At 33.3% G+C, this 21,347-nt stretch carries 20 protein-coding genes and 1 pseudogene; 18 read left to right on the plus strand and 3 right to left on the minus strand.

The genetic code is table 11. The features are described from left to right. Positions 1-41 precede the first annotated feature (41 nt). From CN288_RS10940 to CN288_RS10960, 5 genes are all read left to right on the plus strand, one after another. Entirely contained in the window at positions 42-1,832 is a 1,791-nt protein-coding gene (locus CN288_RS10940; protein ID WP_026591056.1) for an SgrR family transcriptional regulator, read from the plus strand. Positions 1,833-1,992: 160 nt separating this feature from the next. Beyond that, a complete protein-coding gene (locus tag CN288_RS10945; RefSeq protein ID WP_098302264.1) occupies positions 1,993-2,616 on the plus strand; it encodes a YhbD family protein in 624 nt (207 codons plus the stop codon). 13 nt (positions 2,617-2,629) lie between these two features. Continuing rightward, a complete protein-coding gene (locus tag CN288_RS10950) occupies positions 2,630-3,340 on the plus strand; it encodes a polymer-forming cytoskeletal protein (protein WP_026591054.1) in 711 nt (236 codons plus the stop codon). A gap of 25 nt (positions 3,341-3,365) precedes the next feature. Continuing rightward, complete coding sequence (locus tag CN288_RS10955) at positions 3,366-4,073, plus strand: cytoplasmic protein (protein WP_098302265.1); 708 nt, start codon at positions 3,366-3,368, stop codon at positions 4,071-4,073. Positions 4,074-4,097: 24 nt separating this feature from the next. Further along, positions 4,098-5,633: an MDR family MFS transporter gene (locus CN288_RS10960; RefSeq protein WP_098302266.1), complete on the plus strand. Its 1,536-nt coding sequence runs from the start codon at positions 4,098-4,100 to the stop codon at positions 5,631-5,633. A gap of 57 nt (positions 5,634-5,690) precedes the next feature. On the opposite strand, the gene CN288_RS10965 is transcribed toward CN288_RS10960, so the two are convergent. Beyond that, on the minus strand, positions 5,691-6,011 hold the full coding sequence (locus CN288_RS10965; protein ID WP_026591051.1) for a hypothetical protein: 321 nt from the start codon (positions 6,009-6,011) through the stop codon (positions 5,691-5,693). A 206-nt stretch (positions 6,012-6,217) separates the two neighbouring features. Here CN288_RS10965 and CN288_RS10970 point away from each other — a divergent pair, with 206 nt between their 5' ends. Continuing rightward, positions 6,218-6,421, plus strand: coding sequence for a hypothetical protein (locus CN288_RS10970; protein WP_098302267.1), 204 nt, complete (start codon positions 6,218-6,220; stop codon positions 6,419-6,421). Between the two features lie 27 nt (positions 6,422-6,448). Continuing rightward, positions 6,449-6,730 (plus strand): hypothetical protein, encoded by a 282-nt coding sequence (locus CN288_RS10975; RefSeq protein ID WP_441296554.1) that lies wholly within the window; start codon positions 6,449-6,451, stop codon positions 6,728-6,730. Positions 6,731-6,808: 78 nt separating this feature from the next. On the opposite strand, the gene CN288_RS10980 is transcribed toward CN288_RS10975, so the two are convergent. Beyond that, on the minus strand, positions 6,809-7,240 hold the full coding sequence (locus tag CN288_RS10980) for a GNAT family N-acetyltransferase (RefSeq protein ID WP_026591048.1): 432 nt from the start codon (positions 7,238-7,240) through the stop codon (positions 6,809-6,811). A gap of 239 nt (positions 7,241-7,479) precedes the next feature. On the opposite strand from CN288_RS10980, the gene CN288_RS10985 reads away from it, so the two are divergent. The 6 genes from CN288_RS10985 (at position 7,480) to CN288_RS11015 (ending at position 15,448) form a co-directional block, all read left to right on the plus strand. Beyond that, entirely contained in the window at positions 7,480-8,340 is an 861-nt protein-coding gene (locus CN288_RS10985; protein WP_026591047.1) for a DegV family protein, read from the plus strand. A gap of 1,100 nt (positions 8,341-9,440) precedes the next feature. Further along, on the plus strand, positions 9,441-10,871 hold the full coding sequence (locus CN288_RS10995; RefSeq protein ID WP_098302268.1) for a zinc dependent phospholipase C family protein: 1,431 nt from the start codon (positions 9,441-9,443) through the stop codon (positions 10,869-10,871). 115 nt (positions 10,872-10,986) lie between these two features. Then, a complete protein-coding gene (locus CN288_RS11000) occupies positions 10,987-11,823 on the plus strand; it encodes an endonuclease I family protein (RefSeq protein ID WP_026591045.1) in 837 nt (278 codons plus the stop codon). A 238-nt stretch (positions 11,824-12,061) separates the two neighbouring features. Then, entirely contained in the window at positions 12,062-13,690 is a 1,629-nt protein-coding gene (locus tag CN288_RS11005) for a M3 family metallopeptidase (protein WP_098302269.1), read from the plus strand. A 56-nt stretch (positions 13,691-13,746) separates the two neighbouring features. Beyond that, complete coding sequence (locus CN288_RS11010) at positions 13,747-14,499, plus strand: WecB/TagA/CpsF family glycosyltransferase (protein ID WP_098302270.1); 753 nt, start codon at positions 13,747-13,749, stop codon at positions 14,497-14,499. 127 nt (positions 14,500-14,626) lie between these two features. Next, positions 14,627-15,448, plus strand: coding sequence for a VanW family protein (locus CN288_RS11015; protein WP_026591042.1), 822 nt, complete (start codon positions 14,627-14,629; stop codon positions 15,446-15,448). Between the two features lie 126 nt (positions 15,449-15,574). Here the strand turns inward: CN288_RS11015 and CN288_RS28260 are convergent, their stop codons facing one another. Beyond that, on the minus strand, positions 15,575-15,991 hold the full coding sequence (locus tag CN288_RS28260) for a hypothetical protein (RefSeq protein WP_026591041.1): 417 nt from the start codon (positions 15,989-15,991) through the stop codon (positions 15,575-15,577). Between the two features lie 10 nt (positions 15,992-16,001). On the opposite strand from CN288_RS28260, the pseudogene CN288_RS11025 reads away from it, so the two are divergent. The 5 genes and pseudogenes from CN288_RS11025 to CN288_RS11045 all read left to right on the plus strand — a co-directional run. Beyond that, positions 16,002-16,918: pseudogene (locus CN288_RS11025) on the plus strand (sensor histidine kinase); the annotation flags it as partial. Between the two features lie 640 nt (positions 16,919-17,558). Continuing rightward, a complete protein-coding gene (locus CN288_RS11030; protein WP_003198028.1) occupies positions 17,559-17,987 on the plus strand; it encodes a cell wall hydrolase in 429 nt (142 codons plus the stop codon). 289 nt (positions 17,988-18,276) lie between these two features. After that, complete coding sequence (locus CN288_RS11035) at positions 18,277-18,771, plus strand: transglycosylase SLT domain-containing protein (protein WP_026591038.1); 495 nt, start codon at positions 18,277-18,279, stop codon at positions 18,769-18,771. Positions 18,772-18,871: 100 nt separating this feature from the next. Further along, the gene (locus CN288_RS11040) at positions 18,872-20,671 is read left to right on the plus strand and encodes a Xaa-Pro dipeptidyl-peptidase (protein ID WP_026591037.1); all 1,800 of its coding nucleotides are present in this window, start codon (positions 18,872-18,874) and stop codon (positions 20,669-20,671) included. A gap of 235 nt (positions 20,672-20,906) precedes the next feature. Then, entirely contained in the window at positions 20,907-21,137 is a 231-nt protein-coding gene (locus CN288_RS11045) for a hypothetical protein (protein ID WP_098302272.1), read from the plus strand. Positions 21,138-21,347: the final 210 nt, after the last annotated feature.

Raw genomic sequence — 21,347 nt, forward strand, 5'->3', positions numbered from 1 at the left:
TTCCTCCTTTCTATATGGAAATCTTAAGATAGAAGCAAGGAATGAAAAAGGGTAGAATGAAAGAGTGGGATTTTTCACCTTTTAGGGGGATGAATATGGTTATTTTAGATCAGTACGTTCAGCTTTGGATCCGGTATGGAAAAGGGAGACCAGAGGGAGAAAAAATAGAAATAACATTACAAAATATATCTGAAACATTGTTTTGTACTGATAGAAACAGTAAATTTATTATAAAAAAATTAGAAGAGCTAGGATGGGTTTGTTGGTCTCCAGGACGCGGGAGAGGGAATCGATCAAAGGTATGGTTTCAAAAAGATCCCGCTGTATTAATTTTAGAAAAGGGGAAAGAAATAACGAAACAGGGGGATGTAAAAGGCGGAAAAGAATTTGTTGAACAATATATGGAGTATTTTCCAATGCTGCAAAAACAATTCCAAACTTGGATAAATTCAATATTTGGTTATCAAATTGAAATGACGACTCAAGGTAGACAAGATGTACTTCGTTTACAAGTTGAAATGCGTCCGAAGATTCTATTGGATCCTGTATATGCTACAATGCGTTCAGAATGTCATATGGTGAAACATGTTTACGACACGCTTGTATATGTGAACGAAAGTACCAATGTAATAGAGCCGAGACTTGCGTTTCATTGGGAGTATAATGACGACCAAAAAGTGTGGACTTTTTATTTGCGTAAAGGTGTGCAATTTCATAATGGTAAACGTTTCACAGCTCATGATGTTGTCTACTCATTCGATAGATTTATGAATAGGGAGGATAATCCGTACTTGTGGATGTTGCAGCATGTTGAAAGAATCCATATTGTAAATGAACATATTGTGGAGATATACTTGCATACAGAAAATAAGTTGCTATTACATATTCTAGGTGCAGAACAGTGTTCTATTGTAACGGAAGATGAAGAAGGGAATGTAAGTGGAACAGGGCCATTTAAATTACGAGAAAATAACGATTCTATCTTTGTATTAGAAGTACATAATTCATACTTTCGTGAACGACCATTTCTTGATCGAATTGAACTTTGGAATGTGCCGAAAAGTACGGATGAATATGACGTTTCGATGAAAGCTGAGCATAAAGAGATAGAGAACCCTCATAAAGAACTTTCTAAAATGGAATCTAACGTAACGTATGTTACGTTAAATACTAAAAAACAAGGACCTTTGCAAAATAGTACATTTAGGCAAGCATTATATGGAATAATTCATAGTAATAAAATAATAGATGAGTTAGAGGGAGAACGCGGTGAGGGAGCAGATGAATTATTACTAGCAAATCGTGCAACTTGGAGCATAAATGAGGGTGTGAACACTCTTCTACAAAAGAGCGAATATAGTGGCGAAGTATTATACTTATATACGTTTAAAGAACAAGATCATGTGGAAGATTCTAAGTGGATTCAAAAAGAATGTGCAAAGTACGGAATTACAATTGAAATACATTTTCTCGATGCACTGGAATTATTACGAGCGGAAACAATGGAACAAGCGGATTTGATTCATGATAGCGCCACAATTAGTGAGAAAATAGAGCTAAGTTTTTTACAAATGTTTCTTGCAAAAAATAGTTTTATAAATCAACATAGCTCTCTAGACTTTAATAAACAATTACATGCGTACTTTAATGAACCGAATGCAGAAAAACGAATGACATTGTTACGCGATGTGGAGGACACATTGTTACGTAACATTCATATTATTCCTTTATATCGTAATAAACAGCACATAAGTACACATGAAAAAGTACAAAATATAAGAATTAATTCTCAAGGATGGATTGATTTTTACCATATATGGTTTAAACCTTGATATAAAGGGACTCTTTCGAAATGAAATGGCATACGAAAGGGTCTTTTTTATGTGGAATAAACGTCTGGTTGTGAACATGATTATGCATATTTATGGAAAACACTCATTTACAATGTAACAGTGTTATGTTACATTGTTATCAGGAAGGAGTGTTATACAGTTGAGTACAGATTTAATTTCAAAAAAAGATTTATTGGAACTGACTGGTATTTCATACGGGCAGCTATATAGGTGGAAACGAAAGAATTTAATACCAGAAGATTGGTTTATCAGGAAATCGACTTTTACAGGGCAAGAAACATTTTTTCCGAAAGAAAAGATATTAGAGCGTATTGATAAAATTCAAACGATGAAAGAAGACCTATCGCTTGATGAATTAGCAAATATGTTTTCACCAAGTGTATCTGAGATTTCTTTCATGAAAGAAGACATCATCCGAAAGGGTATTGCTTCAGAACCGGTTGTACAATTTTTTATAGAACAAATGAATAAACAGGCAGAATTTCAGTTTGTAGATATTCTTTATGTATTTATTTTAGAGGAATTGCTTCAATCCGGAGAAATTAGCTTGGAAGAAGGCAAGATGATACTGCAAGTATTTCAAGAACATTATGAAATCATGAAACAAAAGAATAGTGAATTAGTTGTGGCTCGTAAACTCGGTATTTCTACATGCTTCTTAGTATCAAATGTAGATGATTTATTTTTCGAGAAAGGTACGAAGGTAGTTGTACGTTTAACAATTATGCAATATACAGAAACGTTAAAATCAAAACTATTATAGTGGAGGAGAAATAGTGCGTACAGAAAATTTAATTATAAATGGTTACGGTTCTTCTAATGGTGGGGAGTTTCATAAAGTACAATTAAACGGAAAAGGAACTGTGAACGGGAATGTTGAATGTGACAACTTTGAATGTAACGGTTCTGGTAGTGTAAATGGTGATTTAAAAAGCAAGAGCGCAAAAATTAGTGGGTCTGGTAAAGTTGACGGTACAGTAAGCACTGAAAATATGCGAATTGATGGAAAAGCAACGATTACAAAAGATGTAACGGCTAACGATTTGAAAATTGCTGGAAAAGGAGCAATTGGTGGTACTTTGAAAGGTGAAGAGCTTAAAATCCGCGGGCAAGCGACTATTGACGGTAATTGTGAAGTAGATATCTTTTCGTCAGAAGGACAGTTTACAATTGGAGGTCTACTAAGCGCCGATGAAATTGACATCGATATTCACGGTACATGTAGAGCAAAAGAAATAGGTGGTCAAACAATTAAAGTAAGGCATAGAGAAACAGCATTTAGTAGACTTTTTAAAACAGTGTTTGGGTCGCACTTAGAAGCTGAATTATTAGAAGGTGACAATATAGATATTGATCACGTACAAATCAAAACAGTAAGAGGGAACAATGTTACGGTAGGGCCAAATTGTGAGATTGGACTGATTGAATATACGGGAGTTCTTCATGTGGATAAAAATGCGAAAGTAAAAGAAATTCAGCAAGTTTAATTTTGGGAGGAAGTGAGGAATAGATATGGGAAATCAGCATAGTTTCACTGTGAACGGATCAGGTAGTTCAGCAGGTGGAGCTTATAATAAAGTGAAAATCCGTGGTGAAGGAACGATTTCTAACCATGTTAGTTGTAATGAATTTAAGACGTATGGAACGAGTGATGTTTCTGGTGATATGAAGGCAAAAAATTATGTCGTCTATGGAGAAAGTGAAGTTCAAGGAAATATACAGGCAGAATATGTGAAAGTGTATGGAAATACGCAAGTACAAGGTAATGGCCACGTTGAGAAGATGAAAGTGAGAGGTATGTTTGAAGTCAAAGGCAAATTATCTGGAAATGTTGTAGATATTAAAGGAGCTTTACATGTTAAGGAGGATATTGAAGTAGAAGAGCTATTATTAACAGGTGGACTTGAAAGTGAAGGTCTATTAAATGCTGAAAATATTCATATTACACTCCGTTATGAAGGAAGCAAAATACGAGAAATAGGTGGCAAAAAGATTACGGTACAAAAAAAATCTAGATTTATGCCTTTTACACCCCATACTGGTACCCTTCAAGCAAGCCTTATTGAAGGGGATGATATTTATTTAGAACATACAATAGCTGAAGTAGTAAGGGGAAACAATGTTACCATTGGTCCTAGGTGTGAAATTGGTGTTGTAGAATACCATACTAGTTTTAATCAAAAAGGAAAATCAGTTGTAAAAGATCATAAACAAATATAGGTATTAAGAGGGAGAGTAAGACACATGGTTGCAAAGGATAGTAAACTCGGCTTTGTAGTTGCCGGTTTATTGCTAGGGATTTTAATGGCATCAATGGATAATACCATTGTTGTGACAGCAATGGGAACGATTGTTGGTGATTTAGGCGGATTAGAAAACTTTGTCTGGGTCGTATCCGCCTATATGGTAGCGGAAATGGCAGGGATGCCGATTTTTGGAAAGTTATCAGATATGTATGGGAGAAAGAAATTCTTTATTTTCGGTTTAATTGTTTTTATGATTGGTTCTGCACTTTGTGGTACAGCAGAAAATATTACGCAGTTAGGTATTTATCGTGCGATTCAAGGTATTGGCGGGGGAGCGCTTGTTCCGATTGCATTTACGATTGTATTTGATATCTTTCCGCCCGAAAAACGAGGGAAAATGGGCGGATTGTTTGGTGCGGTGTTTGGATTGTCTAGTATTTTCGGTCCGTTACTTGGTGCATATATTACAGACTATATTAGCTGGCACTGGGTGTTTTATATTAACTTGCCGCTAGGGGTTCTATCACTTATTTTTATTATATTCTTTTATAAAGAATCACGCGTTCATCAAAAACAAAAGATCGATTGGTTTGGTGCAATTACACTTGTTGGTGCAGTCGTGTGCTTAATGTTTGCATTAGAACTTGGCGGACAGAAGTATGATTGGGATTCTACTTTTATTTTAAGTTTATTTGCAGCATTCGCTATTTTAATGATTATGTTTATTTTCATCGAAAGAAAAGTGGAAGAACCTATCATATCGTTTGAAATGTTTAAACAGCGTTTATTTGGGATGAGTACAATTATCGCTTTATTTTACGGGGCTGCTTTTATGTCAGCAACTGTCTATATTCCTTTATTCATTCAAGGAGTATATGGCGGGTCCGCAACGAATTCCGGTCTATTACTATTACCAATGATGTTAGGGTCAGTCGTTACAGCACAGTTAGGTGGATTTTTAACATCAAAGCTAAGTTACCGTAATATCATGATTATTTCAGCTGTTATTATGCTTGGTGGATTGTTCTTACTAAGCACATTAACACCAGAAACAAGTCGTGTATGGTTAACGATTTATATGATTATTATCGGTTTTGGCGTAGGTTTCTCATTCTCGGTATTAAGTATGGCTGCAATCCATAATTTCGGTATGAATCAAAGAGGATCGGCAACTTCAACGAGTAACTTTGTTCGTTCACTAGGGATGACACTTGGAATTACTATCTTTGGTATGATTCAAAGAACAGGTTTTCAAGATCAATTAGAAGAAGCATTTAAAGGCATGGACGATGGAATCAATAGTAATGCGCTAGGGGATGCAAGAGCAATCCTTTCAGAAGGCGCAAGATCTCAAATTCCACCGCAAATATTAGATAAAATTATTGATGCACTTTCGAGTTCTATCGTTCAGACATTTATGTGGGCATTAGTTCCAGCAGGTTTAGCATTCTTGTTTATCTTCTTTATGGGGAATGAGCGAATGGTATATAAGAAGGAACAAAAAAATATAAAAGCAGAGACATCAAAAGCATAGAAAACGAAAAACTCCTTTCTAGATTAGAAAGGAGTTTTTCGTATGTAACGTAACCAATTAGCCTTCAATTATTTCGTATTCTTCGTCTGCTAATAATAAAATTTGTGTTTTTTTGCCTTTGTTTTGTACTTCAATTACATCGTATGTGCCTAGGTCTCTTAATTTATTTTGAGACACATTTACCATTACTTCAATAGAATCGATTAAAATATCTTCTTCGATATATGATTCAGGCAATGCCATATCCTCTGTATCTAATACACATGTGTATAGCATTTGTAAATGTTCAGCAGTTGGGTTTTCTTCTTGAACATCAATAATGTCTTTTACTGTTTCCATGTGTTCTTCTTTTGCTTGGTATACTTTAATTTTAGCCATTATTTCATTCTCCTTTATAACATAGTCGTAGAGGCTACAATCTATTATAACGTTTTTTGATGAAAACATGAAATTGTTTCCTTATTTTTAGATGGGATTTTATACTATCATTGTGTATTATTTTATAAGGAATAAAGAATTTATTTTTCAGTTCATAACAAGAACCTTATTATTCCCACTATTAAGGACGTAAGGAGATAATTAGTATGAATAAGAAAGTGAAAGTTTTAAAAGGTACGATGGTAATGTTAGCGTGTGTGGAAATTTTTGGTACAGTTTTCCCTCATGTTTTAGATCCAAATGAAACGATGGCAGGTGAAATTTCGATCGCGATTGTTGGTATAGTAGGTACATGTTTACTATTTTCTATCATGTATTTTTTTGTGAAAAAGGCTATTTTAAGAGGGTAGTTGTTACATTTTTAATAAAAAGGGGGAGTGTTTTTTTTGAAAGCTTCATATTCTGATTTTTTAAATTTAATCATCCTGATTGTAGTTATTTTTGCTCTATGGAGGTTAAAAGTGTGGTCTAACAAGAAGTATAATGTTCCTAAAGTATTTCAATGGTTTCCTAAAAAGTGGGGGAAAAGAAAAGTGTCGGAACAATTTTTTCAATCAAAACTGGATGCTGAAGGAAAAGGAATTTGGATTACTTATTATGCGGTTGATTTATATGTAGTTACCATTCCATTACAAGTGAAAAAGTATAATACACTTTAACTGCATTCAAACAGAAGTCTCCTGTCTCAAGGCATGTGTTAGGGAGGAGACTTCTGTCAGTCGTAACTGATTAAAATTTTATAGTGCAAACAATAAAACATTCTTATCGTATTCTTGTAAGCACCACTTATATTTAGCTATGATAATAGGATGAACAGCTTTTTGATCTGTATCAACATTTTTATAACCATATTTTTTATAAAAATCCGCAAGTTCCTCAAAAGGAATACAATAGACATGAGATGCATCTGATTGTTTGGCTTCTTGCACTAAAAAAGAAACGAGATCTCCAGCTAATTTATAACCTCTGTATTTGGGAAGGATGTAAATACCGCCCATCTCTATCGTATTTTGATCAATATATACTAAACGTCCTAACCCTGCATATTCTCCGTTGTACGTTATAATCGCAACTTTATCCTTTTTCAAGTCACTTGGCACAAATCCCGCGTCTTCATATTGATAATTAATCCATTCTAAATCTTCTAATGAAGCAAACTTGATTCCCATAAAAATACACCCCTTGAAAAGTTTTTATATTTCTATTATATAGGTGATAACGTGACTTGTAATAAAATAATAGTTTCGTATCTCCATATAAATCATGTTGAAAAGAAGTTCATTTCTTGCTATCTCATGCATAGAATAGTCTAATAATACTTTTTCTTTCTTCACAAGTGTTTTACGTATATAATTTAAAGGTAATTATTCTTTTTTCGTATACTTATAATAGAATAGAGGTTTAAAAAATGAGCGTCAAAATCATTACGGATAGTGCGGCGGATTTACCAAAAGAATTGCTGCAAACTTACGATATTGATTTGATTCCACTTCGTGTATATGATGAAGCGGAAACTGAGTATTTAGACGGGGTAACGTTAGAATCGACTCAATTGTTACAAAAGATGAGAGAGGGCGAAGTGTACAAAACGTCGTTACCATCATTAGAAACATTTCAAGAAAAATTTGTTACATATGCAAAGCTAGGTACACCTTGTATATATGTAGCTTTTTCATCTGAACTTTCTGGTACATATCAATCTTCAGTAGTAATTAAAGAAGAAGTAAAAGAAACATATGCGGATTTAGATTTAGAGATTATTAATACAAAGTGCGCTTCACTTGGTCAAGGGCTTGTTGTATTAGAGGCTGCGAAAATGGCTAAAGAGGGTGCTTCAAAGGAAGAAATTTTGAACCGAATTGCTTTTCTAACAAAACATATGGAGCATATCTTTACTGTAGCTGACCTGCAGTATCTTGTTAGAGGTGGGCGTTTAAGTAAGGTAGCTGGATTTATTGGTGGCCTATTAAACATTAAGCCAATTTTAAACGTTGAAGAAGGAAAGCTTGTACCGCTTGAAAAAATAAGAGGAAGAAAGAAAGTTTTAGGCCGAATGGTTGATATCATGGAAGGTCGAGGAAAGAACCTGAAAGATCAAACAATCGGAATCACACATGGTGATGATTTAGAAACTGCCAATGCATTAAAGGCATTAATTACTGAAAAATTTGGCTGTGAAGTATTTATTGTAAATACAATTGGTGCAGCAATCGGTGCGCATACAGGACCAGGCGTTGTAACACTGTTTTTCTTAAATGAAGTAGAGTAAAGGATTGATCTTTTGATCAATCCTTTTTGTTATACAATTAAGAATACTGCTAACATAATTAGACATAACATGTTATCTTGCAAAAAAAGTACCTGAGGTCTATCCTCAAGTACTTTTTTATTATTCATTGATTTGTTTTTTTACGGGTAAAAAGCTGCAAAGGAAAGTAGTGAAGTGAGAACTAGTCCGAAAGAAACTCTCTCAGTCGTATCAATGTTTAAACCGTTATTCCATTGATAAATAAAGGATACTAGTATTAAAAGTGTAGTAAATCCTGCAACATATCTTACTATTTTTCGCGCCTTTTTGTCATGTGTTCTCTAAATCATATTCATCCCTCTTCTTATTTAATAAATATTTTTGATTGTAATAATCGATAAACAATAACTCCTTGTAGCTCATTTAACAACCGTTATTTTGTTTAATAAGATGTCTTGATTTTTCCGAATACGTAATAGACAAATCCATATGTAATAAGTTGGTGTGATGAATCGAATATCACATGTATGATAAGAAATCCATACATCATATTTGTGTAATAAATAAGTGCAAGCTGCTAGAGATAGGGTAGAAATAACAATTGTTTATATTTGCTTCAAATCTTTTTTCTAGCAAGTTTATCATATTTAAAATATACAATGCCGTTTATGTTAATAACAAGTAGTTAAATTTTATAAAAAAATGATAAAAAAATTGGCTTTTTTACCAATTTTTTTTAACAAGTGGATAGAAATTATAGAATTACAACAGTATAATTAAAATAGAATCAGTATTTAAATAGTTATTTCATTATTAGGAATGTTTGAATACGGGGTGGAAACATGCAAATCGGGAAACGAATACGACAAATTCGTATACATAAAGGATTGCCGCAAGGGGAACTTGTATCCTGAAAACAAACTGGATAGAAATTGTTTTTAATCTTCGTTTTTCTGTTTCATTGCATAGAGAATTTTTATCTAGTAATCAAATATGTATAATTGCATAAATAAATTGAAATATATAAGTTATGATTAAACTACATTTTAATGTAGAAGGGTATCTTTGCTTAAAGTGAAACCGTTTACGTTATAGATGAAATTAAGGTTTAGGAGATTCGTATGAAAAAGAAATTATGTACAATGGCTCTTGTCACAGCGATAGCTTCTGGTACAGTGGTAATCCCAGCAGAAGTACAAGCTTGTGGAATAGGAGAAGTAATGAAACAAGAAAACCAAGAACAACAAGAACATAAACGTGTGAAAAGATGGTCTGCAGAGCATCCGCATCATTCAAATGAAAGTACACATTTATGGATTGCACAAAATGCAATTCAAATTATGAGTCGCAATCAAGATAAGACAGTTCAAGAAAATGAATTGCAATTTTTAAATACGCCTGAATATAAGGAGTTATTTGAAAGAGGTCTTTATGATGCTGATTACCTGGATGAATTTAACGATGGAGGTACAGGTACAATTGGCATCGATGGGCTAATTAGGGGAGGATGGAAATCTCATTTCTATGATCCTGATACGGGAAAGAATTATAAAGGAGAAGAAGAACCAACAGCTCTCTCGCAAGGAGATAAATATTTTAAATTAGCAGGTGAATACTTCAAGAAGGATGACCGAAAACAAGCTTTTTATTATTTAGGTGTTGCGACGCATTACTTTACAGATGCAACCCAACCAATGCATGCCGCTAATTTTACAGCTGTCGATATGAGTGCTTTAAAGTTTCATAGTGCTTTTGAAAATTACGTGACGACAATTCAGGATCAGTATAAAGTATCTGATGGTGAGGGCGTATATAATTTAGTGAATTCTAATGATCCAAAACAGTGGATCCATGAAACAGCGAGACTCGCAAAAGTGGAAATCGGAAACATTACCAATGACGAGATTAAATCTCACTATAATAAAGGAAACAATGCTCTTTGGCAGCAAGAAGTTATGCCAGCTGTTCAGAGGAGCTTGCAAACAGCCCAAAGAAATACAGCGGGATTTATCCATTTATGGTTTAAAACATATGTTGGCAAAACGGCTGCTGAAGATATTGAAAATACGATAGTGAAAGATTCTAAGGGAGAAGCAATACAAGAAAATAAAAAATACTTCGTCGTACCGAGTGAGTTTCTAAATAGAGGCTTAACATTTGAAGTATATGCTTCTAATGACTACGCATTATTATCGAATCACGTAGATGATAATAAAGTTCATGGCACACCAGTTCAGTTTGTATTTGATAAAGATAATAACGGAATCCTTCATCGAGGAGAAAGTGTACTGCTGAAAATGACACAATCCAACTATGATAATTATGTGTTCCTAAATTACTCTAACATGACAAATTGGGTACACCTTGCGAAACGAAAAACAAATACTGCACAGTTTAAAGTGTATCCAAATCCAAATAATCCAACTGAATATTTCTTATATACAGATGGCTATCCAATCAATTATCAAGAAAATGGAAAAGAAAAAAGCTGGATTGTTTTAGGGAAAAAAACGGATAAACCAAAAGCATGGAAACTTATAGAGGCTGAATAGGATTTTCTATAATATTAAAAGAAAATGTGTATGTAGTTTTGAAATATTTCATGTATTTAGAAAGAGTTGTTTTCGTTCATTAGTTAAAATTAAATTTTAAAGGGGATATGTGTATATGGTGTTCCGAAATACAAAACTTGCTATTTTTACTATTTCTTCATTATTTATTCTAGGTTCTTCATCTTTATCGTTTACAGATACCGTATATGGTGAAGGCACTTCTTCGACTTCAAAAGTAAATCAAGGTGTAGCGGCAGCGAATTATGATGATACATATTATAATAGCGCGAAGGGGAAAACGGGAGTAGAATTGAAAAAGGAACTTCATAATATTATTGATAATCATACAAAGATATCCTACAGTGCAGTTTGGGATGCACTAAGAGATACTGATGAAGATCCAAATAATAAAAATAATGTGCTCCTTTTATATACAGGACGTTCACAAGGGAAATTCACGAATGGTTCAGGGGTTGATAATTGGAACCGAGAGCATGTTTGGGCAAAATCTCACGGTGATTTTGGAACGGCTGCAGGTCCTGGAACTGACCTTCATCATTTAAGAGCTACGGATGTATCAGTCAATAGTTCACGTGGGAATTTGGATTTTGATAATGGCGGTGTGAATCATTCAGAAGCGACAGAGTGTAAATACGATAAAGATTCTTGGGAACCTCGTGATAGTGTGAAAGGCGATATTGCTAGAATGTTATTTTACATGGCTGTTCGTTATGAAGGAGATAGCGGTGAAGTAGATTTAGAACTTAATGAAAAAGTAAATAACAATAAAGATCCATATATGGGGAAATTATCAGTCTTACTAAAATGGAATGAACAAGACCCTGTTGATGATTTTGAGCGAAAACGTAATGAAATAATCTATACAAAGTATCAACATAACCGAAATCCATTTGTAGATCATCCTGAATGGGTAAATGAAATTTGGAAATAAATCAATTTTTTGTATAAATATCTTTGTCAAAGTAAGGGGATTGATTAGTATGATCAATCCCTTTTTATGTTACAACAATGGACATGTACAAGATTGGTATGGAGAGATTTGTAAGATTACTGGCGGAGTCTCCTTTGAAAAGTTGGAATATTGAAAGATATGAAAATTATATTAATTCATATATAATTAGCTAATGAAGGCAGTATTGTAACTATTTGTAAAAGTAGGAGGCTATAACATGAATCAAATAATTGATCACCCGACGAATTGGGATTTGAAAAGGCTATATCCTGAAGAACAAGACCCTATGTTATCTACAGAAATAGAGAAAATAGAGCAATTAATAGAAACATATAAAGAAAATCGAGACCCAGCAATTCTTTCGAAAATTATACAAAATATCGAAAAGGCAGAGTATTACTTTTATTGCCTTTCTACTGAACAAACAGATGAAGCAACTACTGCTTTCCCCCACACAAAAATAAATACTTTGAAAACAGAAGTTCATATATTACTACAAGAATCGAATCATGAAAAAAGTAACTTCCCCGAAAATCAAAATATCAACTTTATAGAAAATGAATTAAAAGCTTGGGAAGATATGTACATACAATTGCGAAATAAATTAGAAATACATAATAATAATGAAATATTCTCATTTGGAAAAGCAAACTATCTTGCGATGAATGCTGAAACTCATCATGAAAGATTATCGGTATTTTCTTCTCTTACAGAGGCATTGGAAAAGGAGGAAGCGGTATTTGCTAGCGTGCTAAATCATATGGGCAGATTGCGTAATCTAAAAAGTAACCTCTTACAAGAAAAAGAGGTATTGTCACAATCCCTTCAATCAAACGGGATTTCTAAAAATGCATTATTGGAAATGTGGAATGCCATTGAAGGAAATCTTGAAAAGTTATCGAGTGTTTTAGATTTTTATAGAAATAGTAAAGAAACACTTACATGGCATAAACTTATGACATCAGAAGAAAATGAACAGATTGAAATTCCTTTTTCAATAGCGATCGAGAATATTTATGATGCCTTAAAGGAAATTGATGAAGAACTAGCACAATTTGCAAAATGCGCTATTATGAATGAATGGGTAGATGCTGAGCCACGAGATAATAAGCCTCCTAGTGGGTTTTGCGCTCCTTTCTTAAGTGAAGGAGAGTCTCGAATTTCATTACGGTATGATGGAACAATTGATAGTGTAAGAATATTAGCACATGAATTAGGACATGCATGGCATTTTTATGTAATGAGCGATGAGCAGTCTACCGCATTTTTGGATGATTACCTTCCAATGAGTATGGCTGAATCAGCATCCATATTCTTTGAAATGGTACTTGTAGATTATTTAGTTAAAACAGCAGAAAGTGAAGAACTGAGAAAATCATTACTTAGCTGGAAAATCAGAAACAGCTTTAATTATGTAATGGCCATTCGAGCTTCTTTTCAATTTGAGCAAACATTTTATGAAGAAATTCATAAGGGACCTTTAAGTGCGGATGAATTAGAGAGATTATTTGTACTCTCACAAAAAGCAGCTTATGGAAATTCTCTAACTCAATATCAACCTTTTGTTTGGATGAAATATGGCCAATTTTATTCAGCGAATGTTCCTTTTTACAACTATCCATATACATTTGGTTATCTACTAAGTTTAGGATTATTAGAAATGGCAAAACAAGATGGTGGTGAGTTTCATTCCAAATATAAAAAATTCTTGTGTGAGACTGGAAAGCGCCCAGTCGAAGAGTTGGTGAAACAATACTTTGACATTGACCTTGCGGATAATGAGTTTTGGGAGAAATCATTGCTTCAAATAAATAAGGATATTGATGAGTATTTACAGCGTGTATAAGAGAAAGTTTAAGCCATTTATTATAAGAAAACACGTAGGGGAAGTGTATGTAAGAAATGGAACAACAGTACATAAAAGGTATACCATTTTGTAGCTTAGAGTATAAGAGAGTAATAGACTTATTAAAAAATTGGTTATCTGAAAAGGAAAATAAACCAAAGTTTATTGTTACAGCGAATCCTGAAATTGTGATGTCGGCCAAACAAACTTCAGCGGAATCTGTACATTTCAAAAACATTTTACTATCTGCGGATTTAATAACAGCAGATGGAATAGGTGTGATACTCGGTTCGAAAATTTTAAAAGGAACATTGAAAGAGCGTGTTACAGGTGCAGATTTAACGCATGACTTAATAGAGTATTGTAATCAAGAGGGGTACCGTGTATTTCTTTTCGGTGCTGCACCAGAAAGTAATGAGAAAGCGTTAGGAAATTTAAAAATGCGCTTTCCACATGCTATTTTTGAAGGACAACATGGCTTTGTCAAAAATGAGCAGTTAGAAGAAGTCAAACTTCACATTCAAAAATTTGAACCACACTTACTATTGGTAGGGTTAGGATCTCCTAAGCAAGAAGTATTCATTTATGAAAATCTTCAAAGGTTAAACGTACCTTTATCTATTGGTATTGGAGGTATGATTGATATTTTATCCGGCACGGTAAAACGAGCTCCAAAACTAATGAGGGATACTGGTACAGAATGGTTATATAGATTAGTAACACAGCCTAAAAGAATAAAACGACAGTTGATCCTTCCGAAATTTTTAGTATCCGTTATGGCTGAGAGAGTCCGGAAAAGTGTTCATTAACTTTTTCTGATAGAAACTTCATCTATAATCGAGAAGAGCTAAACGATCAATGAGAAAGATCGGTATTATTGGAGCAATATAAATTGAAATATACAGATTAAAAATATGTAAAGGAGCTCGACTCTCAATGGCAAGAAAATTATTAACGCAAAGATTTCCTTTTTTAATTCCTATTAGAATTAGACAACGTAGGCTATTTAAAAAAATAAGTGACCGTCTTGAAGGGCATAAATTTTCAAAAACATTTGAGCGAAATCCATTACCTTACAGGATTTATAAACATAAATCTTTGCTTATTAGAAAGTTAGGTGATACGGATATACAGCTGCAATATAACAAAATCACCAATTTAAGGTTAGCTATCTGTAAAATAAACCAGGTAGTAATTAGACCGGGAGAAACATTTTCATTTTGGCATCTTGTTGGTAATTCTAATGAAAAGGCTGGATATAAAGAAGGAATTATTCTAATGAATGGCGAAGCGATAAAGGGAATAGGCGGTGGTCTCTGTCAGTTAGGGAATCTTCTCTACTGGATGTTTCTTCATTCAGAGTTGGAAACAGTGGAAAGATATCGTCATAGTTTCGATCCATTCCCTGACTACGGACGTGTAATTCCATTTGGAACAGGTGCCACTTTGATGAATGGTATTATTGATCTCAAATTGAGAAACAATTCAAATATTACCTATCAAGTCAATCTACATCTTGACGAAGAATATATATACGGAGAAATTAGGGCATCTCAGTATCCTCCATATAAGTATTCTATCGTTGAAGAAGATCATTGTTTTGTAAAAAAAATAGATAAAGTATACAGACAAAATAAAGTTTATAAAAAAATAGTTGATCGTGTCACAGGTAACTTAGTTGACAAAGAACTAGTCTTGGAAAATGATTGTTTAGTAAAATATGAAGTAGATGATGAGAAAGTTGTAGGTTCTGTATAGACAAAGATTTTCACTTATCTAAAGATATTTGAAAAAACGGCGTAAATAATTTAAAATAAAATCTTTCAAGGTAAAAAAATAAAGAAAAAGATTCCATANNTATGGAATCTTTTTCTTTATAAGTAATTATGATTTTACTTTTAAATGCTTCAATAAACGTTCCGGATGACCTTGTACATAATAAAAGTGTGGATTATTTTCATCATCATAAATCATGATATAAGGTTTTTCGTTAAGTGGAAGGAGTACAAGTACTTCATCTATTGTTGTATGAATCCATTGATTTGTAATGGTAACCGGTTTAGATAAAGGGACTTTTATCATATGGCCAGTTTTAGGGACAACGTTTAGGTTTTTAAATGCTCCAGTAATGGATTGGGCATATTGTATTGCCTCTTTTTGAATTTCTATGTCTAGGGATTGTTTTTGCACGACCATCTCCTTTTGGCAATCAAAAACTTCGATTTGTTTATTTGTTTCTGCGAAAACATTTGCGGATAATAAAAATGAAAACAGAAAAATGAATCCTATTTTTTTTAACATGAAACAACACCTCATATTTACTATTCCCTCAAATAATATATATATTTTTGGATTTGCAATATTTCTTGTCATTGTACTTGTTTGGATATTATCAAAAACGATTACAACACCGCTAAAAGAATTAAGAGATGTTGCAGAAGATATTTCCAATCTAGAATTTAAGAAAACAAAAGTGAAAACAAACGATGAAATTGGCGATTTAGCCAATAGTATTAATATTATGAGTGATAAATTATATGAAGCTCATCAGGATTTAACGAATAGAAATGAAAAATTGAAGCGATTTATGGGGGATATTACCCATGAATTAAAAACACCTATAGCTTTAGTAAAGGCGTACTCTATAGGGATTAAAGATGGTCTTGATGATGGGATATACTTAGATACAATTATTAAACAAACTGATCAAATTTCAAATTTAATAGAAGAGTTATTACGTTTTTCGAAATTAGAAAGAGACCCATTACAAAAAGAAGAGGTACGGATAGAACCGCTTATTAAAAATATAATTGATAAACATGAAATTGGATTCCAAGCTAAGGATATACATTTACAAATGGATTGTCGCGCGAGAGATGCGATTATTTATGCAGATTCGGATAAAATGAAAATGGTATTTAATAATTTAATTTCAAATGCAATAAAATATACAACAAATCAAAATATCAAGATTGTGTTTGAAGAAAGAAATAGTTATGTATATTTTAGTATTCAAAACGGAATTGATCCTGAAGTAAGTACAGATATCGGAAAAATTTGGGAGCCGTTTTATGTGTTAGAGAGACCTCACGCAATAAAGAAATATCAGGAACTGGATTAGGACTAGCGATTGTAAAGAGCATTTTAGAACGACATGGTTTTGATTATGGTGTTTCCATTATAAAAGAGGAAATACAATTTTTTATGTATATAGAAAAGAGGGAGTAAATTGAGTGAGGTAAAAAACATAATGAATAATCAAACGTTACATGATTGGGTTTTTGACACGTTGAAATAACTTGTTTATCAAATGCTAAACCCTTCTCTAATTCAAGCCAAAGGAACCAATAGAGATAGTTGTTCTAAGTAATAAGTGCCTACACCTTCAAGTAACTAATAATAAAGGTTTTATTGACCATATCTACTTTTATTTATTAAATTTGTTTGATTCATAATGGACAATCTAATTTTTGTGCTTATTTAGAATAAAGTAATCTATAATCCTCAATTTGGAGGGATAAAACTTGAGACCGTATGTAGAGCATCATCATAACCTTACACTTTTATGTTCTAATATATGTAACCATTGCTTTTCTCTTCCACCATCAGTAAAAAATATTTGTCTTTCGGGATGTATGAAAAATTGTTTTACACAGCATTTTTATCATATACCTCATATCTGGAGATAATCCCAGTAAAAAGTACAGAAACAAATTGTTACTGTACTTTTAATATTTTTTATAAGCATTTGCCCCAACTTATCCTTATTTTTATACCGAGTCGACAACATCTCAACCTATATTATACAAGTCATTATCCTGACCAATAAACAATGCTATAAAGAGAAAAATATAATGGAGGTGGAGTTATGGGAGTTGTTAACGCTACAGATGCAGATATTGCACTTTTAGCAAGATTACTCAGAGCAGAAGCCGAAGGAGAAGGAACTCAGGGTATGTTACTCGTTGGAAATGTAGGAATTAACCGACTAAGAGCAAATTGCTCTGACTTTAAAAATCTTCGTACCATTAGACAAATGATTTTCCAAGAACATGCATTTGAAGCTGTTACGCATGGATATTTCTATCAAAGAGCAAGAGAAAGTGAAAAACGTTTAGCTCGTCGAGTTATCAATGGAGAGAGGTACTGGCCTGGGAAATTTAGTTTGTGGTATTTTAGGCCACCAGGCGATTGTCCTCAACAATGGTATAATCAGCCCTTTGTAGGACGTTATAAAAAACACTGTTTTTTTCAACCAACGGCCGCAACTTGTGAACAAGTTTATAACACATTTTAAACACTGATAAAAGGCTGTAATTACAGAAAAAACAATTGAAAAATGAACTGTATCTTATAAAGTGGACCGTTTAATAAAAAGACCTTTAGAAATTAAGCACTTAAAAGATGGTTCCGGTACAATACCGGAACCATCTTTTTTGAGTTTCCACGATTCAAGGTACAGTTCAGCTTACTTTCGTAAGCTCTTTTTATTTATAAAAATTTTATTCTGTCAAATAGATGTCACATGAACATTTTATAGTATAGGTATACCCGAATTAAGCATAAACGATATAGGAGATGAATCTATGAAACAATTATTAAAATATATAGTAGTAATTTGTACGTTAACACTTTTATGCTATGCCGCTTATATGAAGTATGAAAAACAAAAAGAAATTGAAAATAATAAATTAGTAATTACTGAAATCTCGAAGCAATACGGTGTACCAGAATGGATTCCACTTGCAATTGCTGATCATGAAACAAAATTTAATCGAAAAGCTGTTGGAGATAAAGGGACATCTTTTGGGCTATTTCAGTTACATCGAGGCGGATTAGCACCTGCACAATTTTCAGAAGAGAACTTAAAAGATGCAAAAACGAATGCAACTATAGCGATCTCGCATATGGTGAGTTCCTATAAACGCGGAGTAAACAAGGGGTTAACAGAATTAGCGCTTTTGAAATATGTCGCCAATACATCAGGGTGGCCTGGAAATTTAGGAGAAGATTGGACAGATAATAACACGCAATATAATGTTGGGTTAGAGAAATTATATAAGCTATATAAGAAAGATTAAAATATTACAAATTTCTCAAGTTTTCGCTCTCTTATAAACTGAATTTTCTGTCATTTTATTGTATAGTGAAGGGATAGAAGAATATAAAGGGGGAAGGGATTTGAAGAAAAAACAGTTTATAATTGCGCTTTCGACAATGTTTTCTTTAACACTTACATCAGGTATTTCTAGTATTACAGTACATGCAGAAAAGAACGAAGAGAGTTCGATAAAATTTTCTTCGCTACCGTTAAATGGTAAAGTGCCAGAAACAATAGCCCAGTCGACCAGAATTGAGTTGGAAAATGGAATGACGAAACCTATTTATTCAATTGATGAGGCGATTGTAGAAAATTTATTTGTAGAAACTGAGATTGATAGTGACCGAGATGGGAAGCAGGATCGTGTGTCGATAAAAGTAATGCGACCGAAAACAGAACTAGATGTGAAAGTTCCCGTTATTTATGAAATGAGTCCTTACCGGTCGGGAATAAAAGATGTACCGGTTTATAATGTTGATGAAGAATTACATCCTACTGGAGGCAAACCTTATGCAGGACCAGCCAATCTCGGTTCATATGGAAATTACTATGTTCCTCGTGGATATGCGGTTATTTTAGGAGAAAGTATTGGTACTGGAAAATCAGACGGATGCCCAACAACTGGTGACGAACAAGAAATACTTGGCACAAAATCTGTCATTGATTGGGTAAATGGAAGAGCAAAAGCATTCACAGAAGATGGTAAGGAAATAAAAGCAGATTGGTCTACAGGAAATGTTGGAATGACAGGTGCATCTTATAATGGAACATTGCCGAATGCTGTTGCAACAACAGGAGTTGAAGGGTTAAAAACAATTATTCCAATTGCGGCAATTAGTAGCTGGTATGATTATTACCGTGCAAATGGGGCAGTTGTTGCACCAGGTGGTTACCAAGGTGAAGATACAGATAATATGGCAGAAGCAGTGCTAACACGAGAGAATCCTGAAGTTTGTCAAAAAATCACGAAAGAGCTAACTGATGGACAAGACCGAAAAACGGGAGATTATAATGATTTTTGGGACAAGCGTAACTACGTGAAGGATGCTAAAAACATAAAGGCAAGTGTATTTATTGTACATGGTTTAAATGATTGGAATGTAAAGACAAAACAGTTTTCAGGGTGGTGGGAAGCTCTTGGAGAAAATAATGTTCCTCGCAAAATGTGGTTACATCAAGGGGGACATGGTGGAACATCAAGTAATAACTGGCAGCAAACACAAAATAAATGGTTCGATTATTGGTTATACGGAATTGAAAATGGAATTATGAACGAACCGATGGTAGATGTACAACGAGAAAATAAAACGTGGCAAAAACTTGAAAATTGGCCAGACCCTGCAGCGGCTCCGTCTAAAATACGTATGCTTTTAAGTAATAAAGCAGTAGATTTACCGCTTCGAATGGGGGCGGTACAACAAGTGTCCTCATTATTAGATGATGCAAAAATAAAAACGAATCAATTAGTAGCAAATCCAGAATTAGAATCACCAAATCGGTTAGTATATGTAATGCCTAAGCTTGAAAAAGAAATGAGAATAAGTGGTACACCAAAAATTTCATTTAAGGGTAGTATTGATCGCCCCGTATCAAACTTAACTGCATTGCTTGTTGATTATGGTGGTGTAAAACCTGAAATTGTGACGAGAGGATGGATGGATCCACAAAACTTAAATGGAATAAACTTCTCAGAACCAATTATACCAGGAAAAGATTACTCATTTACATGGGACATGCAGCCGGATGATTATGTATTCCAAGCTGGGCATCAAATAGGAGTCGTATTAATTGCAAGTGACTATGACTATACGATTCGTCCAAAAGCAGGGACGAAACTTACGGTGAAATTAAGTGAATTAACATTGCCAATCGTAAAATAGAAGGAAGCCTCCGAATGTGGAGGCTTTTTTGTACTAAAAAAGGAAGGGATCTTAACATGAAATTGCCAAAAGGGTGTTATAAAGGGAATGGAAGAAGCGAAGGGAGTAGCTTTAACTAAAACAATATGCACTATATACTACGCTATTTTGAAATAATAACAGATTTATTATATAATATTTTCGTATTAATAATCGATAATTGTAATTTTAAAAATAAGGAGAATGTAATATCCCTATGAAAGATGTAGATTTTATACTAGAAAGTGATGAAACATTAAAGCCATCTGAACGATTAGTATTATTACTATTAGAAAAACATAAAATTTTATATACAAATGATCTGCTAGCACTATCTAATTTATCATATAAAACATTAACAGATTCATTAACCGATCTCGTAGTAAAATCATATGTATTAAAGGAGACAGGAAAGGGAAGAAAGCAAAATTGCTATAGGTTAATGTAAAGCCTATTACATTTATAAAAAAATATAAAACTAATGATTTTTCAAATGGAATATAAAAATGATTTTTATATTTCATTTGAAAATATAATTCGAATAGAAAAATATCAATGAGTGTTTTTATAGTAAACTCATTAATTATTTTCGTATTTGTAAAAATATATTCGAATTTTAAAAAATGAAATAAATGCACTAAAACACGGATATTTTTGA

This window comes from Bacillus sp. AFS023182 (assembly GCF_002560575.1).
In the GTDB taxonomy this organism is placed as follows: domain Bacteria; phylum Bacillota; class Bacilli; order Bacillales; family Bacillaceae_G; genus Bacillus_A; species Bacillus_A arachidis.

Excerpts from the sequence above, each read along its gene's own strand:
- CN288_RS28260 (WP_026591041.1), bottom strand. The coding sequence starts at position 15,991 with ATGTTAAAAAAAATAGGATTCATTTTTCTGTTTTCATTTTTATTATCC.
- CN288_RS10980 (WP_026591048.1), bottom strand. The coding sequence starts at position 7,240 with ATGGGAATCAAGTTTGCTTCATTAGAAGATTTAGAATGGATTAATTAT.
- CN288_RS11045 (WP_098302272.1), top strand. The coding sequence starts at position 20,907 with ATGAAAGATGTAGATTTTATACTAGAAAGTGATGAAACATTAAAGCCA.
- CN288_RS11015 (WP_026591042.1), top strand. The coding sequence starts at position 14,627 with ATGGCAAGAAAATTATTAACGCAAAGATTTCCTTTTTTAATTCCTATT.
- CN288_RS10960 (WP_098302266.1), top strand. The coding sequence starts at position 4,098 with ATGGTTGCAAAGGATAGTAAACTCGGCTTTGTAGTTGCCGGTTTATTG.
- CN288_RS10965 (WP_026591051.1), bottom strand. The coding sequence starts at position 6,011 with ATGGCTAAAATTAAAGTATACCAAGCAAAAGAAGAACACATGGAAACA.
- CN288_RS10955 (WP_098302265.1), top strand. The coding sequence starts at position 3,366 with ATGGGAAATCAGCATAGTTTCACTGTGAACGGATCAGGTAGTTCAGCA.
- CN288_RS11000 (WP_026591045.1), top strand. The coding sequence starts at position 10,987 with ATGGTGTTCCGAAATACAAAACTTGCTATTTTTACTATTTCTTCATTA.
- CN288_RS11005 (WP_098302269.1), top strand. The coding sequence starts at position 12,062 with ATGAATCAAATAATTGATCACCCGACGAATTGGGATTTGAAAAGGCTA.
- CN288_RS10940 (WP_026591056.1), top strand. The coding sequence starts at position 42 with ATGAAAAAGGGTAGAATGAAAGAGTGGGATTTTTCACCTTTTAGGGGG.
- CN288_RS10970 (WP_098302267.1), top strand. The coding sequence starts at position 6,218 with ATGAATAAGAAAGTGAAAGTTTTAAAAGGTACGATGGTAATGTTAGCG.
- CN288_RS11035 (WP_026591038.1), top strand. The coding sequence starts at position 18,277 with ATGAAACAATTATTAAAATATATAGTAGTAATTTGTACGTTAACACTT.
- CN288_RS10985 (WP_026591047.1), top strand. The coding sequence starts at position 7,480 with ATGAGCGTCAAAATCATTACGGATAGTGCGGCGGATTTACCAAAAGAA.
- CN288_RS11010 (WP_098302270.1), top strand. The coding sequence starts at position 13,747 with ATGGAACAACAGTACATAAAAGGTATACCATTTTGTAGCTTAGAGTAT.
- CN288_RS11030 (WP_003198028.1), top strand. The coding sequence starts at position 17,559 with ATGGGAGTTGTTAACGCTACAGATGCAGATATTGCACTTTTAGCAAGA.
- CN288_RS10995 (WP_098302268.1), top strand. The coding sequence starts at position 9,441 with ATGAAAAAGAAATTATGTACAATGGCTCTTGTCACAGCGATAGCTTCT.